At 67.4% G+C, this 21152-nt stretch carries 21 protein-coding genes; 12 read left to right on the top strand and 9 right to left on the bottom strand.

The window, feature by feature from the left end; all coding sequences use genetic code 11:
* Positions 1-125: 125 nt before the first annotated feature.
* The 4 genes from SR870_RS00125 (at position 126) to SR870_RS00140 (ending at position 5620) form a co-directional block, all read left to right on the top strand.
* On the top strand, positions 126-2990 hold the full coding sequence (locus SR870_RS00125) for a branched-chain amino acid ABC transporter permease/ATP-binding protein (RefSeq protein ID WP_322516034.1): 2865 nt from the start codon (positions 126-128) through the stop codon (positions 2988-2990).
* On the top strand, positions 2987-3751 hold the full coding sequence (locus tag SR870_RS00130) for an ABC transporter ATP-binding protein (protein WP_322516035.1): 765 nt from the start codon (positions 2987-2989) through the stop codon (positions 3749-3751). The genes SR870_RS00125 and SR870_RS00130 overlap by 4 nt, the downstream gene beginning before the upstream one ends.
* A gap of 64 nt (positions 3752-3815) precedes the next feature.
* Entirely contained in the window at positions 3816-4568 is a 753-nt protein-coding gene (locus SR870_RS00135) for a class II aldolase/adducin family protein (RefSeq protein ID WP_322516036.1), read from the top strand.
* Between the two features lie 77 nt (positions 4569-4645).
* Positions 4646-5620 carry a 2-dehydropantoate 2-reductase gene (locus SR870_RS00140; RefSeq protein WP_322516037.1) on the top strand — a complete coding sequence of 325 codons (975 nt, stop codon included), beginning with the start codon at positions 4646-4648 and terminating at the stop codon, positions 5618-5620.
* Positions 5621-5914: 294 nt separating this feature from the next.
* Here the strand turns inward: SR870_RS00140 and SR870_RS00145 are convergent, their stop codons facing one another.
* From SR870_RS00145 to SR870_RS00160, 4 genes are all read right to left on the bottom strand, one after another.
* The gene (locus SR870_RS00145; protein WP_322516038.1) at positions 5915-6613 is read right to left on the bottom strand and encodes a transglutaminase-like domain-containing protein; all 699 of its coding nucleotides are present in this window, start codon (positions 6611-6613) and stop codon (positions 5915-5917) included.
* A 17-nt stretch (positions 6614-6630) separates the two neighbouring features.
* On the bottom strand, positions 6631-6858 hold the full coding sequence (locus tag SR870_RS00150) for a DUF3222 family protein (RefSeq protein WP_322516039.1): 228 nt from the start codon (positions 6856-6858) through the stop codon (positions 6631-6633).
* 90 nt (positions 6859-6948) lie between these two features.
* Positions 6949-7206, bottom strand: a complete 258-nt coding sequence (locus tag SR870_RS00155) for a hypothetical protein (protein WP_322516040.1) — start codon at positions 7204-7206, stop codon at positions 6949-6951.
* Positions 7207-7278: 72 nt separating this feature from the next.
* On the bottom strand, positions 7279-8304 hold the full coding sequence (locus SR870_RS00160) for an alpha/beta hydrolase (RefSeq protein ID WP_322516041.1): 1026 nt from the start codon (positions 8302-8304) through the stop codon (positions 7279-7281).
* Positions 8305-8457: 153 nt separating this feature from the next.
* Here SR870_RS00160 and SR870_RS00165 point away from each other — a divergent pair, with 153 nt between their 5' ends.
* The 5 genes from SR870_RS00165 (at position 8458) to SR870_RS00185 (ending at position 13243) form a co-directional block, all read left to right on the top strand.
* Complete coding sequence (locus SR870_RS00165; RefSeq protein ID WP_322516042.1) at positions 8458-9732, top strand: efflux RND transporter periplasmic adaptor subunit; 1275 nt, start codon at positions 8458-8460, stop codon at positions 9730-9732.
* On the top strand, positions 9729-10955 hold the full coding sequence (locus SR870_RS00170; protein ID WP_322516043.1) for an ABC transporter permease: 1227 nt from the start codon (positions 9729-9731) through the stop codon (positions 10953-10955). The genes SR870_RS00165 and SR870_RS00170 overlap by 4 nt, the downstream gene beginning before the upstream one ends.
* The gene (locus SR870_RS00175; protein ID WP_322516044.1) at positions 10948-11637 is read left to right on the top strand and encodes an ABC transporter ATP-binding protein; all 690 of its coding nucleotides are present in this window, start codon (positions 10948-10950) and stop codon (positions 11635-11637) included. Before SR870_RS00170 ends, SR870_RS00175 begins: the two co-directional genes overlap by 8 nt.
* A gap of 465 nt (positions 11638-12102) precedes the next feature.
* Positions 12103-12594, top strand: a complete 492-nt coding sequence (locus tag SR870_RS00180) for a Twin-arginine translocation pathway signal (RefSeq protein ID WP_322516045.1) — start codon at positions 12103-12105, stop codon at positions 12592-12594.
* A 19-nt stretch (positions 12595-12613) separates the two neighbouring features.
* On the top strand, positions 12614-13243 hold the full coding sequence (locus SR870_RS00185) for a ferric reductase-like transmembrane domain-containing protein (protein WP_322516046.1): 630 nt from the start codon (positions 12614-12616) through the stop codon (positions 13241-13243).
* 1116 nt (positions 13244-14359) lie between these two features.
* Here SR870_RS00185 and SR870_RS00190 read toward each other — a convergent pair.
* Both SR870_RS00190 and SR870_RS00195 read right to left on the bottom strand, forming a co-directional pair.
* Entirely contained in the window at positions 14360-14734 is a 375-nt protein-coding gene (locus SR870_RS00190) for a translational machinery protein (RefSeq protein ID WP_322516047.1), read from the bottom strand.
* Between the two features lie 100 nt (positions 14735-14834).
* Positions 14835-16076, bottom strand: coding sequence for an ABC transporter substrate-binding protein (locus tag SR870_RS00195; protein WP_322516048.1), 1242 nt, complete (start codon positions 16074-16076; stop codon positions 14835-14837).
* Between the two features lie 102 nt (positions 16077-16178).
* Between SR870_RS00195 and SR870_RS00200 the strand changes: the two genes are divergently transcribed.
* Positions 16179-16877, top strand: a complete 699-nt coding sequence (locus SR870_RS00200; protein WP_322516049.1) for an urease accessory protein — start codon at positions 16179-16181, stop codon at positions 16875-16877.
* 74 nt (positions 16878-16951) lie between these two features.
* The gene (locus tag SR870_RS00205; protein WP_322516050.1) at positions 16952-17749 is read left to right on the top strand and encodes an enoyl-CoA hydratase/isomerase family protein; all 798 of its coding nucleotides are present in this window, start codon (positions 16952-16954) and stop codon (positions 17747-17749) included.
* Positions 17750-17768: 19 nt separating this feature from the next.
* Here the strand turns inward: SR870_RS00205 and SR870_RS00210 are convergent, their stop codons facing one another.
* Both SR870_RS00210 and SR870_RS00215 read right to left on the bottom strand, forming a co-directional pair.
* Positions 17769-18401, bottom strand: a complete 633-nt coding sequence (locus SR870_RS00210) for a peptidoglycan recognition family protein (RefSeq protein ID WP_322516051.1) — start codon at positions 18399-18401, stop codon at positions 17769-17771.
* Between the two features lie 32 nt (positions 18402-18433).
* Positions 18434-19639, bottom strand: coding sequence for a GGDEF domain-containing protein (locus tag SR870_RS00215; protein ID WP_322516052.1), 1206 nt, complete (start codon positions 19637-19639; stop codon positions 18434-18436).
* Positions 19640-20009: 370 nt separating this feature from the next.
* Between SR870_RS00215 and queD the strand changes: the two genes are divergently transcribed.
* A complete protein-coding gene (gene queD, locus SR870_RS00220; protein ID WP_322516053.1) occupies positions 20010-20378 on the top strand; it encodes a 6-carboxytetrahydropterin synthase QueD in 369 nt (122 codons plus the stop codon).
* 60 nt (positions 20379-20438) lie between these two features.
* Here queD and SR870_RS00225 read toward each other — a convergent pair whose 3' ends face one another.
* Positions 20439-21032, bottom strand: a complete 594-nt coding sequence (locus SR870_RS00225) for a hemerythrin domain-containing protein (protein WP_322516054.1) — start codon at positions 21030-21032, stop codon at positions 20439-20441.
* Between the last annotated feature and the right edge of the window lie 120 nt (positions 21033-21152).

Consider the following 21152-nt stretch of genomic DNA (forward strand, 5'->3'; position numbering starts at 1 on the left):
AACGCGCCGGCCGCGGTCCTCGCCTCCGAGCAGGCGATCCGCGGCCGGCCCTTACACCGTTCGCACCCGGCTCCGACCATCCGCACGGCAGACGGCGCGCCGCCCGCGCCGTCGAAAGGATCTTCGTGAATCTCGTCGTCGCCCTGTTTCTCGCCCAGGATGGCATTGCCAATGGCGTCGTCTACGCGCTGCTGGCGGTCGCGATCGTGGTGCTGTTCTCGGTCACCCGCATCACCTTCGTGCCGCAGGGCGAGTTCGTCTCCTACGGCGCGCTGACTTTCGTCACGCTGCAAGACGGCCAGCGGCCCGGCACGTTCGCGTTGCTCGGCCTCCTGATCGCGCTGCACATCGTCATCGACATCGCCGCCGGATGGCGCAGGCAGCGCCTCGCGACGCTGCTCGTCTCCAGCCTGCGCAGCGTCGCCGCCGCGCTGATCGTGCTGGCGCTGGCCTATGCCGCTACCAGTTTCGACCTGCCGCTGCTGCTGAAGGCGGTGATCGCGATCGCGGTGATCACCGCCGCCGGGCCGCTGCTGTATCGCATCGTCTATCAGCCGCTGGCCGATGCCTCGGTGCTGGTGCTGCTGATCGTCTCGGTGGCGCTGCATTTCGTCATGACCGGGCTCGCGCTGTATATTTTCGGTCCCAGCGGCCAGCGCTCCGCGCCGCTGATCGATTTCACCATGCCGCTGATGGGCGTGCCGATCGCCGGGCAGACGCTGCTGATCCTCGGCGTCACCATCGTCGTCATCGCGGCGCTGTATTTCGCCTCGCAGCACACGCTGTACGGCAAGGCCATGCAGGCCGTGGCGCTGAACCGCACCGGCGCGCGGCTGATGGGGATCTCGACGACGCTGGCGGGCCGCACCTCGTTCCTGCTCGCCGCCTTCATCGGCGCGCTGGCCGGCGTGCTGATCTCGCCGACCACCACGATCCTCTACGACACCGGCTTCCTGCTCGGCCTCAAGGGTTTCGTCGGCGCCATTCTCGGCGGCCTCGCGAGCTATCCGATCTCGGCGCTCGGCGCGCTGATGATCGGCCTGTTGGAGAGCTACTCGTCGTTCTTCGCCTCGACCTACAAGGAAGTCATCGTCTTCAGCCTGATCATCCCGATCCTGCTGGTGCAGACGCTGCGCCAGCACCGCATCAAGGAAGACGACGACCACGGCGGCGAGGCGATCCCGGCGCAACTGAGCCTGTCGCCGGAGGCGCTGCGCCGCCGCCGGCAGATCAGGACCGGCCTCGGCGCCGCCTTCGTGCTGGCGGTCGCCGCAGCGCCGCTGCTGCTGTCGAATTACGAGATCGCGCTCTTGAACTATGTCGGCCTCGCCGCCATCGTGGTGCTCGGCCTGGTGCTGCTCACCGGCGTCGCCGGGCTCACCTCATTCGCGCAGGCGGCCTATGTGGGCATCGGCGCCTACATCACCGGCTATGTCTCGTCGGTCTATGGCCTGTCGCCGTGGCTGACGCTGCCGATGGCGCTGGCGGTCGCCTTCGTGCTGGCGCTGTTCGGCTCGCTGATCACCGCGCGGCTGTCGGGTCACTATCTGCCGCTGGCGACGCTGTCGCTCGCTGTGGTCGCCTATTATCTGTTCGCCGCCCTGCCGCAGACCGGCGGCCAGGCCGGCATGACCAACATTCCGCCGCTCACCATCTTCGGCATCGCGATCGTCAGCCCGAAGGCGTGGTATGTCGGGATCTGGGGCGCGCTGTTGCTGCTGCAGCTGGCGATGGCCAATCTGCTCGACTCGCGCCCGGGCCGCGCCATCCGCGCGCTGAAGTCCGGCACCATCATGGCCGAAAGCCTCGGCGTCGACACCTGGCGGGCGAAGATCGCCGCCTTCGTCATCGCCTGCCTGCTCGCCGCACTCGCCGGCTGGTTCTATGCGCATTACCAGCGCTTCCTCAATCCGTCGCCGTTCTCCTTCAACCAGGGCATCGAATATCTGTTCATGGCGGTGATCGGCGGCGCCGGCTCGATCGGCGGCGCGCTGGTCGGCTCCGGCATCGTCGTGCTCGCCAATCAGTGGCTGCAGACCAACCTGCCGCTGGTGCTCGGCATGCAGGGCGACTTCCAGGTGATCATCTTCGGCGTCGCCGCGATGGCGATGCTGCAATTGCTGCCGCGCGGCATCTGGCCGGCGCTGCTCGACCTGTTCCGGATGCGGCTGCCGAAATCCTGGACGTTCTCGACCGACGCGGCCCCCTTGCCGGCGCGCCCCAAGCCGGCGCCGGGCGAGACCGTGCTGGCGGTGCGCGGCGTCTGCAAGAATTTCGGCGCGATCGCCGCCAACCGCAACATCAGCCTCGACGCCAAGGCCGGCGAAATTCTCGCGCTGATCGGCCCCAACGGCGCCGGCAAGAGTACGCTGTTCGACCTGATCTCCGGGGTGCAGCGTCCGTCGAGCGGCACGGTGCATTTCCTCGGTCATGAAAGCAGTTACTTCCCGCGCACGCTGTCGCGTGGCGGCATGGGCCGCACCTTCCAGCACGTCCGCATCCTTCCCGAGATGACGGTGGTGGAGAACACCGCGCTCGGCGCCCATGCGCGCGCCGACATCTCGTTTCTGTCGTCCGCGCTGCGGCTCGACCGCGGCAAGGAAGCGATGCTGATCGCCGAGGCGCTGCGCCAGCTCGATCGGGTCGGGCTGGCGAGCAGCGCGACGCAGATCGCCGGCAGCCTTTCATTGGGCCAGCAGCGCGTGCTCGAAATCGCCCGCGCGCTCGCCTCCGACCCGTGCCTCCTGCTGCTCGACGAACCGGCGGCTGGGTTGCGGCATCTCGAAAAGCAGGCGCTGGCGCGGTTGCTGAAGCAGCTCAAGGCCGAAGGCATGGCGGTGATCGTCGTCGAGCACGACATGGATTTCGTGATGAACCTCGCCGACCGCATCGTCGTCATGCAATTCGGCGAGAAGCTCGCCGAGGGCACGCCGTGCGAGATCCAGCGCAACCCGGCCGTGATCGAAGCCTATCTCGGAGGCGCCGAATGACCGCGACAGCAACCGGCGACCTGCTGCTCGAAGCTGACAATATCGAGATCGGCTACGGCCGCGTCAATGTCGTGCACGGCGCCAGCCTCAGCGTGCGGCGCGGCCAGATCATCGCCATCATCGGCCCCAACGGCGCCGGCAAGACCACGCTGCTCAGCGGCCTGATGGGGCTGCTGCCGGTGAAGGGGCGGCTGTCGTTCTTCGGCGAGACGACGCCCGATCAGCCGAGCGTCGAGGCGCTGGTCGGGCGCGGCGTCACGCTGATCCCGGAGACCCGCGAATTGTTCGGGCCGATGAGCGTCGAGGACAATCTGCGGCTCGGCGGCTTCGCGCGCTATCAGCAGGGCCATCGCGACGCGGAGGCCGGCCTCGCCGAAGTCTACGCGCTGATGCCGCGGCTGCAGGAGCGCAAGCGCCAGGCGGCCAAGACGCTGTCCGGCGGCGAGCGCCAGATGCTGGCGATGGGCCGCGCGCTGATGTCGAAGCCGCAATTACTGCTGCTCGACGAGCCGAGCCTCGGGCTGGCGCCGCTGATCACCCGCGACATCCTGCGCACGGTGGCGACGCTGCGCGACCGCGGCATGTCGTGTCTCTTGGTCGAGCAGAACGCCAAGGCGGCGCTGCGCATCGCCGACTACGCCTATGTGATGGAATCCGGCGCCTTCGTGCTGGAAGGCCCGGCCGCCGAGATCGCCGCCAATCCGGACGTCATCGCCAGCTATCTCGGCGTGCGCTCGGCCACGGCGGAAAGCCACGCTTGAATCGCGGCCCGCCGAAGCGCGCGCTCCGGCGGTGATCACTACGCAGAACAAGGAGCGACCGCTCATGAATGCCCATGCCCCGATGAATCACATGACAGAGGCTCAGCTCCGCACCGAGCTGGCGCTGTGCTATCGCCTGATCGACTTCTTCGGCTGGACCGAAATGATCTTCAACCACGTCTCGGTGCGGCTGCCGGGCGCCGAGAAGCGCTATCTCGTCAATCCGTTCGGCCTCAACTACAACGAGGTGACGCCGGACAATCTGCTCACCGTCGACGTCTCCGGCGAGCTGATCGGCACCTCCAACTACAGGCCGAACCCGGCCGGCTTCGCGTTGCACGGCGCGATCCACACGGCGCGCGAGGATCTGCACTGCGTGCTGCACGCCCACACCACGCCGATGTCGGCGGTGGCGCAGAAGGCCGGGGGTCTCAGCCACGACAGCTTCTATGGCGCGCAACTCACCGGCCGGGTCGGCTATCACACCTTCGAGGGCATCACGCTGTATGACGACGAGCGCGAACGGATGCTGGCGAGCCTCGGCAACGGCGACGTGCTGATCCTGCGCAATCACGGCGTCGCGGTCGGCGCGCCGGACATTCCGCGCGCCTTCATGCTGCTGTGGACGGTGCAGCGCGCCTGCGAGATCCAGTGCGCCGCGGGCGGCATTCCTGGCCCCGACACGCCGCTGCCGGACCATGTCCGCCAGCAATGCGTCGACAATTCGAAAGACCTGATCGCCGAGAGCAGCTTCGCCCGGCTGTTCTTCGACGGCGCCGTGCGCCGGATGATCAAGGCGCAGGGGCCTGCGTTCTGAGCGCGGGCGTTTTGAACGCGAGCGTTTTCAACGCCATGAGCGGCAGCGCGCAAGGCACGGGCGCCATCGGGGCATCGGTGGCGCCCGTTACGCGTCTGAATGTCTGCGTGGTCGGCGCCGGCGCGATCGGCACCGCGCTCGCCGGCCGGCTACACGCCGCGGGCCACGCGGTCTCGGTGCTGGCGCGCGGCGCGCGCCGTTCCTTCCTCGCGACGCACGGCCTGTCGCTGCGCGATGGCGATCGCGATTTCGCCTTCCGGCCGGCGCTGGCCGAGCTACGCGATCTTGCCGGTCATGATCTGGTGATCGTCGCGGTGAAGGCCGGCGCGTTGCCGGCCTTGCTGCCGCGGCTGGCGGCGGCGATGCGGCCCGATGCGCTGCTGATGCCGGCCATCAACGGCCTGCCGTGGTGGTACGGGCTCGGCGAACGCGCGCCGCTGACCGGCCGGCCGATCATGGCGGTCGATCCGGACGGCGCGCTGCTGCCGTTGTTCGCGCCGGAGCGGCTGATCGGCTGCGTGGTCTACAGCCGGGTCACGATGCTCGGCAGCGGCCATGTCATCGTCAGCGGCCGGCAGGATCTGCAGCTCGGCGCCGTCGGCGGCACGCCGCCGCTCGCGACCATTGCCGAGCAATTTTCCGAGGCCGGCATCGCGGTCCGCGTTGAGTCCGATATTCGCCGCGCGGTCTGGCGCAAGCTGATCCGCAACGCCGCCACCAACGTCGTCTCCGCGCTTACCGGCGCGACGCTGGAGCAGATCGGCCACGACGCCGAAGCCATCCGCCTCGTCGCCGCGATTGCGCAGGAGGTTGCGGATCTCGCGGGGCGGCTCGGTCGCCCGGTCGATCCGGAAATCGAGGAATTGATCGCGGTGCTGCGCGCCGCCGGCCCGTTCGCCACCTCGATGCTGCAGGACGTCCGCAACGGCCGTGAACCGGAACTCGGCGCGATCGCCGAGGCGCCGCTCGAACTCGCCGACCAGATCGGCCACCCGATGCCGACGCTCCGCAGCGTCGCCGCGCTGCTGAACCTCGCGGTGCGGGTGAGGTGAACTAACGCTTGCAACGGGCACACCTCATGGTGAGGAGGCGCGAAGCGCCGTCTCGAACCATGCGCCGCCGGCGATGCGTTGCCCCATCCTTCGAGACGCCCGGCTTCGCCGGGCTCCTCAGGATTCGATCGAGAATGCAGTCAAGGAGGTCGGGCAGTTTCGTTTCAACCCGTCATGCCCGGGCTTGTCCCGGGCATCCACGAATCTGCGCTAGCGTCGAAAACAAGACGTGGATGGCCGGGACGAGCCCGGCCATGACGATGCTGGGTGTCACTGAACGAAGCGACGAACGCGCTACGCCTTCGCGCGCTCCCGTTCCGCTTCCTGCTCCATGTCGCCGCGCACGCCGCCTTCGCGGACGAGGTGGGGGTATTGCGCGAACATTTCGGCCTGCAGGAACTTCACCGGCACATCGAAATACGCGCCGTGGTCGCGGACGTATTCCATGAAGCGCGCCTGCTTGGTGTCGAACGCCTGCATCACCGCGTCGCTGCTTCCGTCGAAATCCAGCGGCGCGACGCCGAGCTTGTCGCACAGCGTGCGATTGAACGTCGGCGACGCCTTGACCCAGCGTTCGCCGGTCCAGCATTCGGTGTAGCCGTGCCAGGCGAACAAATCGGTGCCCATCGACTTGGTGAGATTCTCTGTCGCCAGATGATTGCGCACGTCGGCGAAGCGCACCCGCGCCGGAATGCCGGCGGCGCGGCACAGCGCCGCGAACGCCGCCGCCTTGCCGACGCAATAGCCGCGCTGCGCCCGCAGCACGCTGGAGCCGCGAAACACTTCGGCGCCGCGGAAATCGACGTAAGGATCGTAGCGGACGCCGTCGCGCACCGCGAGATACAGCGCGCGGAGCCTGTCCTGCTGCGTCGCCGCGCCGGCGGTCGTCTGCGCCGCCAGCGCCTGCACCTCGGGATGGTCGCTGTCGACGAATTCCGCCGGCGCGAGGCAGACCGCGCGTTCGGAACCTTCGATGTCGCTGTCGTCCGCCATGGCCGGCCGGCTCGCGGTCAGACGCTGTGCAGCCGCGGCTTCGCCGACAGCACACGCTGCGCGATCACCACCGGGCAGTCGGGGGCGTGCTTGATCTCGTCGCCGGTCTTGAGCCACGGCACCGAGGCGCCGCACAGCTTGCACTGGTTGTGCGCGCCGCCGTCCTCTTCGGAGACGATTTCGATCGCCGTCTTGACCAGCGCGGCGGCGATCTTGCGGGTCTCTTCGGGGCTGATGTCGATCATGGCTTCAATCCGGTGCGAACGGGCGGTCGGCCGCGGCGCCAGTGTGACGCCGTTCCGGCCGCGGTGCAATCGAGCGGCGCGGCCGCTGCGTCAATAGCAGGGATACCGGCGGCCGTCCTGGCCGCGATAGGCGGCGGCGCCCTGCTTGCACAGCGCCCGCAGCGGGCCGTCATAGGTGGCGAAGGTCTCGCCCGGCCAGATCGGCGGGCCGTAATTGTGGGTGTAGAGTGACCCCTCGACGTGGTGGTGATGGTGGCCGTGATGGCGATGCTTGTGCCCGGCCGCGGCCGGGGCGGCGGCGGCGACCGAAACGACCGCAGCGGCGCAGATCAGCTTGACGAAGGTCATCGGAAATTCTCCTGCTTGCCGGCAATGAACGCGATCCAACGCCATCGGGTTTCATCGCTGCCCCGGCCGATGTCAAGCGCGTTGCGTTCCCGCGCCGGCCTGCAGCGGGCGCTCCACCGCGCGCAGCTTGGCCTGGCCGCCGGCGCAGCCCGCCAGCCGCTCGATTTCGGTCACGATCGTCTCGGCATGGGCGTGGTGCGCCATGTGCCCGGCGCCGGCGATGCGGACGAGGCGCGCCCCCGGGATCGCCTGCGCCAGCGCCTCGGCGTGGATCTGCGGCGGCACCACCGGATCGGCGGTGCCGGCGACGATCACGGTCGGCACCGCGACCGCCCGGTAGCGCGGCACGTGGTCGACCAACTGGTCGCGCAGCCCGGAATATTCCTGCAGGCTGCCGGAGAACCGCTTCGCCATCAGCGCCAGCCCGAGCCGGCTGCGGTCGATATAGTCCGGCGGCGGCGTTTCCGGGCGGAAGATCCGGCTCGCGACGCGGTCCGTCATCGCCATGAACATCGGCGGCAGCACCGTGTAGTTGATCGACGGCTTCATCAGCACGTCGAACACGCGCTGGATCCAGCGGATGCCCCGCGGCCGCGGATGGGTGGTCGGGTTGATCACCACCAGGCCCTGTACGGTGTCGGGGTTGTCGAGCGCGTAGCGCAGCGCGATCAGACCGCCGAACGAATGCCCGACCACGATCAGCGGCCCGGAGACGCCGAGCTCGCGCAGCACTTCGCGGATCAGCGTCACCTGATAGGCCGGCGACGCCAGCGGGCCGAGGCCGGGCGCGCTGTAGCCCTGGCCGGGCCGGTCCGGAATGATAACCCGCAGCTTGCGCGACAGCCGCTCGCCGAGCGCCATCCGCATGTCCTCGCTGCACAGATTGGCGCCGTGCACCAGCAGCACCGTCGGCAGCGGCCGGTCGGCGGGCTGCGCCGGGGGCAGATCGAGCACGTGCATCCGCACGCCGTTGGCGTTGACGAACACGCCGCGCGGCGGGAATCGCGCCTCCAGCCTGCGGGCGATCGAGCAGGACAGCCAGCCCGAGCCGAACAACAGCGCGGCGGCGATCAGCACCAGCACAATAGCGGCTATCATTCGGATTCCTTCGCCCGCTTCGGGAACGGCGGACTAAGGTCCGCGACGACAACGGAAATTTGATCATGCCCGGAGGTCGCCGCAATTGATCTTCCGCAATAGGGCACCGAGGCTCGCGGGTTACGGCTCGATCAGCTCATCCAACGGGTTTTCATGCTGCACAAAGTCGATCAGCCGGGCGATTCGACGCTGTCACCGCGGCCGCCTGCGGCCGTGCGTTGGGCGGGCGCGGTCTGGCGCCATAAATGGCCGGTGCTCGGCATCGGTCTGGTGCTGATCGCGGCCGGGCTCGGGCTGGGGCGGCTGCTGCTCGGCCCGCAAGTCGCCGCCGTCGTGGTCGAACGCGGCAATCTGGTGCAGAGCGTGGTCGCTTCCGGCCACATCGAGACGCCGTACCGGGTCGAGATCGGTAGCCAGATCACCGGCACCGTCGCCGACGTGCTGGTGCGCGAGGGCGAGGAGGTTCGCGAAGGCCAGAAACTGATCTCGATCGAGGCCAGCGAACTCGAGGCCGCGGTGGTGCAGGCCGAGGGCGCGGTGGCGCAGGCCGAGGCGCGGGTGCGCCAGCTCCGCGAACTGACCAAGCCGGCCGCCGACCAGTCGCTGCAGCAGGCGCAGGCCAATCTGCTCAACGCCGAGGCCGCCTATCAGCGCGCCTCCAAGCTCGCCGCCTCCGGCTACGGCACCAAGGCTGTGCTCGACGAGGCGACCAAGAATCTCGACGTCGCCCGCACCCAGGTCCGCACCGCGGAGCTGCAGGTCTACACCTCGAGCCCGGTCGGCAGCGACTACGTGATGGCCGAGACCCAGCTCGGCCAGGCCCGCGCCACGCTCAACACCACCCGGGCGCGGCTCGGCTATGCCAGCATCACCGCGCCGCGCGACGGCGTGCTGATCACCCGCAAGGTCGAGCGCGGCAGCGTGGTGCAGCCCGGCAAGGCGCTGCTGGTGCTGGCGCCGGCCGGCGACAGCCAGATCGTGGTGCAGATCGACGAGAAGAATCTCGGCCAGCTCGCGCTCGGCCAGCACGCGCTGGCGTCCGCCGACGCCTATCCGGACAAGCGCTTTTCGGCGCGGCTCAGCTACATCAATCCGTCGGTCGACATCAACCGCGCCTCGGTCGAGATCAAGCTCGCGGTGACCGATCCGCCGCATTATCTGCGCCAGGACATGACGGTGTCGGTCGACATCGCCACCGCGCGCCGCGACAATGCGGTGATCGTGCCGGCGCGTGCGGTCAACGACGCGACGACGGCGCCCTATGTGCTGAAGGCCGAGAACGGCCGCGCCATCCGGCGGCCGGTCAAGCTCGGCCTGCGCGGCGTCGGCGCCTACGAAGTGATCGAGGGTCTCGCGCCGGGCGACCGGGTGATTCCGCTCACCACCGGCGTCAAGCCCGGCGATCGCATCCGCGTGGTCGTGCCGTGAAACGTTGGCTGCCGTTCGAGTGGATCGCCGCGGTGCGCTTCCTGCTCGACGGCGCGACGCAGACGCTGGTGATCGTCGGCGGCATCGCGATCGGCGTCGGCGTCATCGTCTTCATGTCGGCGATGCTGGCCGGGCTACAGGCGAATTTCATCAAGCGCGTGCTGACCTCGCAGCCGCAGATCCAGTTGATCCCGCCGGATCAGGTGGCGCGGCCGCTGCGCGACGAGCCGGGCACGATCGAGATCGCGACGGTGCAGCGCCCGACCCAGCGGGTGATCTCGATCGACCAGTGGCCGAAGATCCGCGCCGAGATGCAGGCGCGGCCGGACGTGGTGTATGCGGCCGCCACCGCGTCGGGCTCGGCGCTGGCGCTGCGCGGCGACACCAGCCGGGCGATCACGCTGTACGGCATCGAGCCGGAGATCTATTTCCAGATCGTCAAGGTGCCGGATTTCATCATCGCCGGCGAAGCCCAGATCACCACCGAGGGCATCCTGATCGGCGTCGAGCTGGCGCGCGATCTCGGCGCCTCGCTCGGCGACAAGCTCATCGTCTCGACGTCGCTCGCCGGCAATCGCGTCCTCACCATCAAGGGCATCTTCGATTTCGGCAACAAGGCCGCCAACCAGCGCAACACTTTCGTGACGCTGCGCAACGCCCAGAGCATGCTCGGCCTGATCGGCGGCATCACCTCGATCGACATCACCGTGGCGGACATCTACGCCGCCGAGACCGCCGCGCAGGAAATTCAGGCGACGCTGCCGGTGAAAGCCGATAGCTGGATCAAGACCAACGCGCAGTTCTTCACCGCGGTGCGGGCGCAGCAGAATTCCAACACGCTGATCCGGCTGTTCGTCGGCCTGTCGGTGGCGTTCGGCATCGCCGCGGTGCTGATCGTCTCGGTGATCCAGCGCTCCAAGGACATCGGCATCCTGCGCGCGATGGGCACGCGCCGCGGCCAGATCCTGCGGGTGTTCCTGATTCAGGGCGGGCTGCTCGGCTTCGTCGGCGCGCTGATCGGCTCCGGCCTCGGCGCGCTTGCGCTGTTCGTGTGGCACCAGTCGGCGCGCCAGGTCGACGGCAGCGAGCTGTTTCCGCTGATCCTCGATTCCGAATTGTTCATCGCGTCGTCGCTGCTGGCGACGCTCACCGGCGTCGCGGCGGCGATCGCGCCCGCGCTGCGTGCGGCGCGGCTCGATCCGGTGGTGGCGATCCGTGGCTGAAGTCCTGCGCCTCGACGGCATCCGGAAATCCTACAATGTCGGCACCCCGGTCGAGACCGAGGTGCTGCACGGCATCGACCTGACCTTGCAGGCGCGCGATTTCCTGGCGCTGATGGGGCCGTCGGGCTCGGGCAAGTCGACGCTGCTCAACATCATCGGCCTGCTCGACCGGCCGACCGCGGGCAAGCTGACGATCAACGGCGAGGACACCGGCCTGCTCGGCGACGCGGCGCTGACGCAACTCCGCGGCCGCGCCATCGGCTTCGTGTTCCAGTATCACTATCTGATCTCGGCCTTCACCGCGCGCGAGAACGTGATGATGCCGATGCTGGTCGATCGCGGCCGTCCCGATACGGCGATGGAGCGCCGCGCCGACGAGCTGCTCGATCGCGTCGGCCTCAGCCGCTGGCGCAACAACAGCGCCAGCAACATGTCGGGCGGCCAGCAGCAGCGCGTCGCCATCGCCCGCGCGCTGGCGATGGACCCCGACCTCGTGCTCGCCGACGAGCCGACCGGCAATCTCGACACCAAATCCGCCGACGACGTGTTCGCGCTGATGCGCGAGATCAACCGCGAGCGCGGCACCACCTTTCTGCTCGTCACCCACAATGACGACCTCGCCAAACGCTGCGACAGCATCGTCCAGGTGGTCGACGGCAAGATTGCGGGGCAGGGCAGTTAGTCCAGCGTCCAGCAGGCGAGACCTGCTGCATTGCGCCGCAGCCGCGAGACCCCGGTGGTCGGTCGCTCTCGTGGCTAGAACGTTTCATCGACCGATTGAAGCAATATGGCTTTTGCCAGTTGCACTGAATCCTCATCCTGAGGAGCCCGGCGAAGCCGGGCGTCTCGAAGGATGGGGCGATGCAGTGCCGGCGGCGCATGGTTCGAGACGGCGCTTCGCGCCTCCTCACCATGAGGCTGTGCCTGCGGCGAGTATCCCTGAACGCCAGTGCTGATTCCCTCGGAGACAGAACGGCTCTATCCGGCATCAGGCAGAGCAACGCTCCTCCCGTTCACAACTCTTTTATTGCGACTCCGCGGTGCCGCTCGCCGCCCTGGCTGGTATTCGGGAGCGTCGTCGCTAAGTTCAGGAGACAGGTTCGGTGCTGTTCCATCGCGGCAGCGGAAGTCCCCAGGAGGAATGAACATGAGCACGGTCGTTCTGAACCGCCGCAAGCTGCTCGTCGCCAGCGGTTCCTTCCTGGCAGCCGGTCTATCGTCCGGGCTGTTGCTACCTGCCCGAGCGGAAGGCCTCGCACCGACTCCGTCGATGTCGGGCGGGGCCAACAATTATCGCAAAGGCGCCCCGATCGTCGATCGGATCGGCGGGGGTGGATTCTGGATGAGAGGGACCGTTCGCCGTGCAGGCGACGGCGCTCCGCTCGCCGGGCAGCGGATCCAGATCTGGGCGCATACGGTCGAAGGGCAGGAGCACGAGCAGCGCAGTCACGGCGCCACGCTCACCGACAAGAACGGCGAGTTCCGTCTCGAGATGCCGCAGATCATTCCGGTGTTCGGCCAGCCGCACGGGCACCTCGCTTATGACAGCGACGAATTCAAGACCGTGTTCCTGCGTCCGGTCATGCGCAGCGCAAAAAACACCAGCCTGGAAGCGCACTTCGTCCTTCAGCCGGTCTGACTGAATTGGAGACGAAGGCATGAACCGGGTCCGGGCGACCCTGGTCTGGGCAGCCCTCGCGGCCGCCATCGGCGTGCCGATCGCCGCCGCGGCCATGAGCCCTTTGCTCAATTGGCGAGGTCCGGTCTACATCGTGGCCGGGTTCGCGGGGATCGTCGCGCTCGGTCTCGTCCTGGTTCAGCCTTTGCTGATCGGCGGGTATTTGCCCGGACTGTCGGCCTTGCGCGCGCGGCGCGCGCATCGCTGGATCGGCGGCACGCTGGTGATCGCCGTGCTGATTCACGTCGGCGGTCTGTGGTACACCAGCCCGCCGGACATGATCGATGCGCTGACCTTCACGTCGCCGACGCCGTTTTCCCCTTGGGGCGTGGTCGCAATGTGGGCGATCTTCGCCGTCGCGCTGCTCGCAGTCTTCCGCCGACGATGGGGCCTCGGGCCGCGACAGTGGCGGATCGCCCACATGCTGCTCGCCGTGGTGATCGTCGTCGGGAGCGTCGTGCACGGCATACTGATCGAGGGGACGATGGAATTGATGTCGAAGGCGGCGCTCTGTGCGCTGGTCGTCGCGGCGGCCGCAACCGTCATGGTCGACCTTCGGGTGTGGAGAAAGCGGGCCCGTTGGCGCGAACAGAACCCAGCGTCACGGTGAACGGACCCGGCCGTCCGCACTATCCGTTCGCCGCCGCGCGACCGCCTCGCACGTGATCGGCACGTCACCAAATTGGCCATGCGCGATCTCTTGACAGAATTCCTAATATGATTATAGTCCGCATCGTCCTGTCCGTGAGGGGCGCTTCGCGAGGCGTCGTACAAGCGGGACAGATCGGCGGGCCGGGCAACCGGTCCGGAACGATGGTTCGATCAAGCCGGCGCTGTGCCGGTGGAATCGGATGGATGCGGCGTCCTGCGCGTCGTGCCTCGCAAGCACGCGTCCGGGAGGCTTCGGGTACCCGTCCGGGCCTACTACGAGGCTCTGCGACTTGTTAGTTCGCTGGACGGGGGCAGGTGAAGGCGGCGTAATCCGCCGGATCCGTGGGGTTTCATTACCCTTGCCTGTCCCCGGAAGCACGGGCCTGACAGCCTAAAACCGCCGCAGGTGGGCGCGCCGACGAGGCGTCGCGCGATGACTTCGAAAGAAGCCATCGCGAACTCACCAACTTTGCGCCACGCGGCGCGCCCCCACCCCTCGCTGCGAAGCGACGGGTGCACAACTCGGGCTCAGCGGAGCCGCGAGACCAATTCGCCGTGGCTGTTTGACATCGCGATCAACGCGCACAGCGTCATCCTGAGGCGCGAGCGTAGCGAGCCTCGAAGGATCGGCCGCACGCACCGTCTAAGTCTCCGCATCCTTCGAGGCTCGCCCTTGCGGGCGAGCGCCTCAGGATGACGGCGCCGAGAGAACCGCGTTGGCTGTGTGATTGTCAGGCGGACTCCCACACTCTCTCCCGTCATCGCCCGGCTCGACCGGGCGACCCAGTATCCCAGAGCGCTGAGTTAGTTCGCGGTGCGCTAGCCGCGCACGCTCTGCGATACGGAATCCCCCGCTTTCGCGGGGATGACGGCTACTAATCCTGCTCCACGCATCCGCATCAACAGGCGTCATGCGCGGGCTCGACCCGCCTGCGCGGCCGAAGCCGCTTCGGCGAGGCGAAGGCCCGCGCATTCATCGCGCGCGTCAGCGCGCCATGAATAGTCTTTGCCAAGAGGATGGATTGCCGGGTCGAGCCCGGCAATGACGGCTGTGTCGAGCGGCGCTCGCGAGCGCTTACTTCGTCTGCGGAGTCACGCGGTCTTCGGCTTTGAAGTACTTGCGGGCGTGGGCGACGATCTGGCCGTCGGTGGGATGATCGACGGTCTCGACTGCGGCGATCTTGGCCTTCAGCGCGGGATTGTGCTGCTCGATATACTTCACCAGTTCGGTCTTGGTGTGCGCGGGACCGATCACCAGAATCGCGCCGGCATCGGAAATCGCATCCATCGCCGCCTTCAGATAATGTGGATCCTCGGGCTTGTGGTGGACTTGCTTCGCAGGGTGATCCGGATGAACCACCGTCCGCTCGACATCCTCCGGATTGAAGTGGAAGACGCGGGCTTCCTTGTGGTCGATCCAGATCACGGCGTGGAAGTGGTGGGTCGTCATGAGGCGGAGTCCTTTCAGGCGCGTGCCGGACGGCCCGGCACGCTTCCTGCGACCTTAGCTGCGGAGTGGAACCCGCAGCATGCGCTCGATCAAATCCCGCCTATTTCTTGATCAGCGGGCAGGCCGGATCGGGCGGACCGAACGCCTCGTCACCGGAGATGCGCGTCAGAATCTTGTAATAATCCCATGGATATTTCGACTCCTCGGGACTCTTCACCTGCACCAGCATCAGATCATGCACCATCAGCCCGTCTTCGCGGAGCCTGCCGTTGCGGGAGAAGAAATCCTCGACCGGCTTCTCGCGCATCTTCGCCGCGACCGCGAGCGGCTCGTCGGTGCCGGCGTCCTTGATCGCCTGCAGATAGTGCATGGTCGACGAGTACACGCCGGCCTGCCACATCGAGGGCATCCGGTTCATCTTGGCGAAATAGCGCTTCGACCATTCGCGGGTCTTGTCGTCCATGTCCCAATAGAACGACGTCGTCAGCAACAGGCCCTGCGCGGCGGGCAGGCCGAGCGAATGGATGTCGGTGATCAGCGCCAGCAGCGCCGCCATCTGCTGGCCGCCCTTGAACACGCCGAACTCGGCGCCGGTCTTGATTTCATTGATGTTGTTGGGCGGGCCGCCGGCGATGCCGATGATCTTCGCCTTCGAGGCCTGCGCCTGCAGCACAAAGGACGACAGGTCCGGCGTCGCGAAAGGCGGCCGCACCGCGCCCAGCACCTTGCCGCCGCTCTTCGTCACGACGGCAGCCGCGTCGCGCTCCAGCGACTGGCCGAAGGCGTAGTCGTCGGTGATGAAGAACCACGAATCGCCGCCGCGCTTCACGACTTCCTGCGCGGTGCCGACCGCGAGCGCCCTGGTGTCGAACACCCATTGCATCGCGTAAGGCGAGCAGAACTTGCCGTGGAAATCCGCGGCGCCGGTCGAATGGGTGATGAACATCCGCTTCTTCTCGCCCGCGATGTTCTGCACCGCGAGGCCGACCGCGGAGACCGGCACGTCGACGATCAGATCGACCTGCTCGACGTCGTACCAGCGCCGCGCCAGCGCGGCGCCGATGTCCGGCTTGAGCTGATGATCGCCGACGATGATGCTGATCGGCTTGCCGAGCACGCTGCCGCCGAAATCCTCGACCGCCATCTGCGCGGCGGTGACCGAGCCCTGGCCGGTCGGCGTCGAGGCCGGGCCGTTCATGTCGGTCAGCACGCCGATCTTGACGATGTCGTCGGAGATACGCGCCGAAGCGGTGGACGGCGAAGTGGCTTGCGCCGATGCGGCGGACGGTGACAGCAGCGCGGCCGTCATCATCGCCGCCACGATCGAATGTCTGGCGTCCATCTGTTTCTCCCTTGTTCCGGCTCTGCGGCCGTGTTGTGATCGCGAACTTACACCTTTCCGATGCTGCTGCAATTTGCTGCGTGACACGACGAACTGGGGCCGATGTTCGCAATTCTGGGGTTGGGGTTTCTGCTGGGGATGCAGCACGCGCTCGAGGTCGATCACATCGCCGCGGTCTCGACCATCGCGGCGCGGCGCAGCGGCGTGCGCGACATCGTCAAGCACGGGCTGACCTGGGGCCTCGGCCACACGCTGACGCTGTTCCTGTTCGCCGGCGTCGCCATCGTGCTCGGCCAGGCGATCCCGGAGCACATCGCGACGCCGCTGGAAGGTGCGGTCGGGTTCATGCTGGTCGGGCTCGGCGGTCATCTGCTGTGGCGGCTGTGGCGGGACCGCGTGCACGCCCATGTACATCAGCACGGCGACGGCACGCGCCACATCCATCTGCACAGCCACGCTGCGCAGCGCGCGGCCCACGATACGCCGGGCGCTCATATGCATACGCACGGCTTTCGCTGGCGCACGCTGCTGATCGGGCTGATGCACGGCATGGCCGGCTCCGCGGCGCTGCTGGTGCTCGCGGTGTCGCAGGCGCCGAGCCCGACGCAGGGGCTGCTCTACGTGGCGTTGTTCGGCTTAGGCTCGATGGTCGGCATGGGCGCGCTGTCGGCGGCGATCGCGGTGCCGCTGGTGATGTCGGCCCGCGGCCTGACCGCGGTCAATCGCGGGTTGCAGATCGCGGTCGGCGTGCTGACCATCGCCATCGGGCTGCACACGATCCAGTCGACGCTGTTGTCCTGAGCGACGCCGCGGCGACAGCCCGCGAAAACGATGCTATGCGGTCGGCCGGAGTCAACAACGCCGAAAGAGTTGCGATGAACGCCACCGTGTCCGCCGACGACGAATTGCTCTACGTGGTCGAAGACGGCATCGCCCGTCTGACCTTCAACCGGCCGCAGGCGCGCAACGCGCTGACCTTCGCGATGTACGAGCGGATGGCGGCGATCTGCGCACAGATCAACGAGGATCGCGCCATCAAGGCGCTGATCCTGACCGGCGCCGGCGACAAGGCGTTCGCCTCCGGCACCGACATCTCGCAGTTCCGCGCCTTCAAGACCCAGCAGGACGCGCTCGACTACGAGGCGCGGATCGACCGCGTGCTCGGCGCGCTGGAGCAGTGCCGCGTTCCGGTGATCGCGGCGATCGCCGGCGCGTGCACCGGCGGCGGCGCCGGCATCGCGGCGTGCTGCGACATCCGCATCGGCACCGAGGCGACCCGCATCGGCTTCCCGATCGCGCGCACGCTCGGCAACTGCCTGTCGATGTCCAATATCAGCCGGCTGGTCGCGCTGGTCGGCCCGGCGCGAGCCAAGGAGATGATCTTCACCGCGCGGCTGGTCGAGGCGCCGGAGGCGCTGGCGCTCGGGCTGCTGAACGAGGTCGTACCGGACGTCGCGACGCTGCAGCGTCGCGCCGTCGAGACCGCGCAACTGGTGGCGAGCCACGCGCCGATCACGCTGGAAGTCACCAAGGAGGCGGTGCGCCGCATCCGGCGGACGCTGACGCGCGACGAGGGCGAGGACCTGATCCTGCGCGCCTATATGAGCGAGGATTTCCGCGAGGGCATGGAGGCGTTCCTCGGCAAGCGCAAGCCGGCGTGGAAGGGCAAGTAGTCGCGCCTCGCGGCGTCCCTCAAAACCCCGGATCGCGCGCGAGCTTCGCGAGCTCGCAGCCCTCGCAATAGCGCGCGTCCTTGTAGTCGATCCAGTTGTGGGCATAGACGCGTTCGGCCGGAATGTCGTAGCGCGCGCGTAGCACCTTGACGAGAATGCGCCACGCCGCGATCTGCGCCTCGGTGGCGGGTCTGGTCACGTCCGGATAGTTGCCGGCGAATTCGATGCCGATCGAATTGCCGCGCGTGACCTGGCGATAGGTCGGCTTGTTGTCGATGTATTTGTCGTCGTTGCGGTTGGCGCCGTCGCCATGGGTGGTGACGATCGTTTCCGGGACCGCCCAATACACCGTGCCGTCGGTCTCGACCCAGACCGTGACGCCGCGCCGCGTCGGGTTTTTCGCCTGCGCGCGCGCGCCGTTACGCGCCGAGCCGCTTCCGCCTTCGGTCTGGTGCACGATGATGTTGCGCCACGGCGCCTTGCGATAATCGTCCCACGGGGCGAGCCAGACGATTGTCAGTCCGGGGATGTCCGGCTTGCCCGCACTGCGCGCGATCGTCGCCAGATCCGGCGAAAGCGTCTGCGCCGCCGTCCTGTCCAACGGCAGCAGCGCCGCGGCCAGCAGCGACGTTCCGATCAGGCGATGGATCATCGACAGGCGCCTTGCGAACGGCCGCGAAACGATCAGGCGATCTTTCGCACCGGCTCGAGAAACGTAGGCAGTGGTTCCACCGTCGGTTCGTGGACCGCGTAGCGATCCTTGCCGAGTTTCTTGGCGTTGTACAGCGCTGCGTCCGCGGCCGCGATCAGCCGGTCGGGGTGCATCCCGATCTGCGGCGTCCATTGCGCGACGCCGATCGAGGCGGCGATCGTGATCGTCTCGTCGCCGCCTTGCGTCGACAGCGTGCGGCTCTCTTCCAGGATGTGGCGGGCGACCATCGCGCCTTCGCGCAGGGTGGTCGCGGGCATCACCACGCAGAATTCGTCGCCGCCGGTGCGCGCAAACAGATCGCCGGGACGCAGCCGCGCCTGCGCGGCGCGGGAGAATCGGCGCAGGCACTCGTCGCCGGCGGCGTGGCCGTGGCCGTCGTTGATGGCCTTGAAGCCGTCGAGGTCGATCGCCAGCACCGTGAACGGTTCGTCGGTCTGCATCGCGGCCTGGCACTGCGCCGCCATACGTTGCAGCAAATGGCGACGATTGGAGATGCCGGTGAGGTCGTCGATCAGCGCGAGGCTCTCGACCTCGGAACGCAGCCGGTCGATCGCCATCAGCAGGAACGAAAAATTCAGCGTCATCGACAGGAACACCAGCATCAGCACCAGCGAAGCCTGAAAGTCATTGAAATTGACCACCGACAATTCGCCGCCGATGCCAATGGTCGCAGCCCCGGAACGAACCGCGTAGACCAGCAGCATCATGATCGCCACCGTGGCGGCCATCCGCGCGCCGGGATTGCGGCGGCCGCTGCGCGACAGCATCAGCGGCAGCGTCATCGCGATCGGAATGGCCTGGGCCACCGAGTAGATCAAGATCCGCATCATCATCGAATCGATCACGAGCAGGAAGAAGGCGAGACCCGCGGTGCAGGCTGCGGTCGCGCCGAGGGCGAGCCGCCAGCTCATCTGTCGATCGTAGAAGCGGAACACGCCCATCGAGATCAGATAGGCGGCCAGAACGACGGTGCCGCCGCCGGCGATCAGCGGCACCTTGGTGTCGATCACGCCCCGCAGCATGCCGAAGCCCGCGCCGAGCGAAACGACGAAGCAGGCCGCGGTCCAATAACGTGCCGGGGTGAAGTTCGGATAGCTCCGCATCACGTGGGTCCAGACCAGACCCAGCGCGAGAAAATTGATCAGAAAGACCACCCAGAGGGTCGGAACGCTCAACATCGCGCACCCGCGCGAAGCGTCGACGTCAGCCTGCTCTGGATTTCCTGCCGGTTCATTGCAACTCCCGAAGTTGCCGGCAGGTTGCAGCTTCAGCGCTTAACGGAGTCTGAGGGGCCCCCGGAAATCTACGGGTTGGTTTTGAAAGGATGAACGGCGCCCGGCGAGACTGCGGCGGGGCGGCCATCCTTTGTTAATCATGCAGACGGAAGACCCGGGAGACGGGAGCGAGCCGGTCGGAAGCGAGGATCGAGCCGGGTATTCGACCGATAAGGTACGATTCTCCCACGAACCCGGCTTCAAATGCCGGCGGCGCTCCGATAGGGTCCGCCGCGACCGATCTATGGCGCCAGGCGCCCAACCCCCGACATCGATGAAAATCACCCAAGCGTTCAGGTTCGAAGCCGCCCACCAATTGCCCAATGTCCCGGAAACGCATCGCTGCCGGCGGATGCACGGGCATTCCTATCGCGTCGAGCTGCAGCTCTCGGGGCCCGTCAATCCGACGACCGGCTTCGTGCTGGATTTCTTCGAGATCGAGGCGGCGTTCGGCCCGCTGCTGGCGCGGCTCGACCATTATTGCCTGAACGACATCGAGGGGCTGGAAAATCCGACCGCGGAGAACATCGCGATCTGGATCTGGGACCGGACCAAGCCGGGCTTGCCGGCACTGTCGAACGTCCGGGTCTATGAAACGCCGGATTGCTGGGCCGACTACGCCGGCGAAGACGCCGGCGTCTGATCAGGTGCGACGTCGGGCGTCCGACGGTGGGATGCGGCCGGCCCGGAGAAGCCGGACGGCTCAGCGCACCGCCGCCGCTGCGGCCCTGCTGCGGTCTTCCTGGGTTTCCTGCTCCCAGCGCAGGATGGTCGCGTAGAGGTTCTGGAACTTGCTCGCGGTCTCACCGTCGAACATCGGGTCCTTGCGCTCTTCGATCCGCGCGTCGATCTGCGCCCAATCGTCGGCGGTCAGCGTCTCCAGCGCGGCCGGGAACAGCAACTGCTCTTCCTTCGCCATGTGGCGGCGCTGATGCTCGAGAAAATCCTGGGCGGCGGTGTGGAAGGTCTCGCGCGGCAGTTCCTGGTCGGCGAGGACGTCCTCGACCACCTTGGCGAAGCGGGCGAGGCGCTCGCCTTCCAGTTCGTGCTCGGCCTCGACGTCGCCGACTGCGCCGGCGACTGACGGGTTACGCTCCTTGAGGATCTGGTAGACCACATCCTCCTTCGGGTGATGGCAGGCCTCGGGATATTCCCTGAAGTACTGGATGATGGCCTGGAAGATCTCGTAGTCGGGCCGTTCGCGCCGATCGAAGACGCTGAGTTCGTGCTCGATCACGTTGAGCAGCTTCGCGATGTTGCGGTGCTCGTCGTAAAGTAATTCAATCATTCGTGACATGGCCGACCTCGACTGCTCGCTGACGGGACAGGCCGCAGCTGCGGCAAAATCCAGGGCGGAAGATAGTGGCCGATGCGCGCCGATCCTTGCGGTAGATCAATGGCCGCGGGCGGCTATCAG

Origin of the sequence: Rhodopseudomonas palustris (assembly GCF_034479375.1) — a bacterium.
Lineage (GTDB): Bacteria > Pseudomonadota > Alphaproteobacteria > Rhizobiales > Xanthobacteraceae > Rhodopseudomonas > Rhodopseudomonas palustris_M.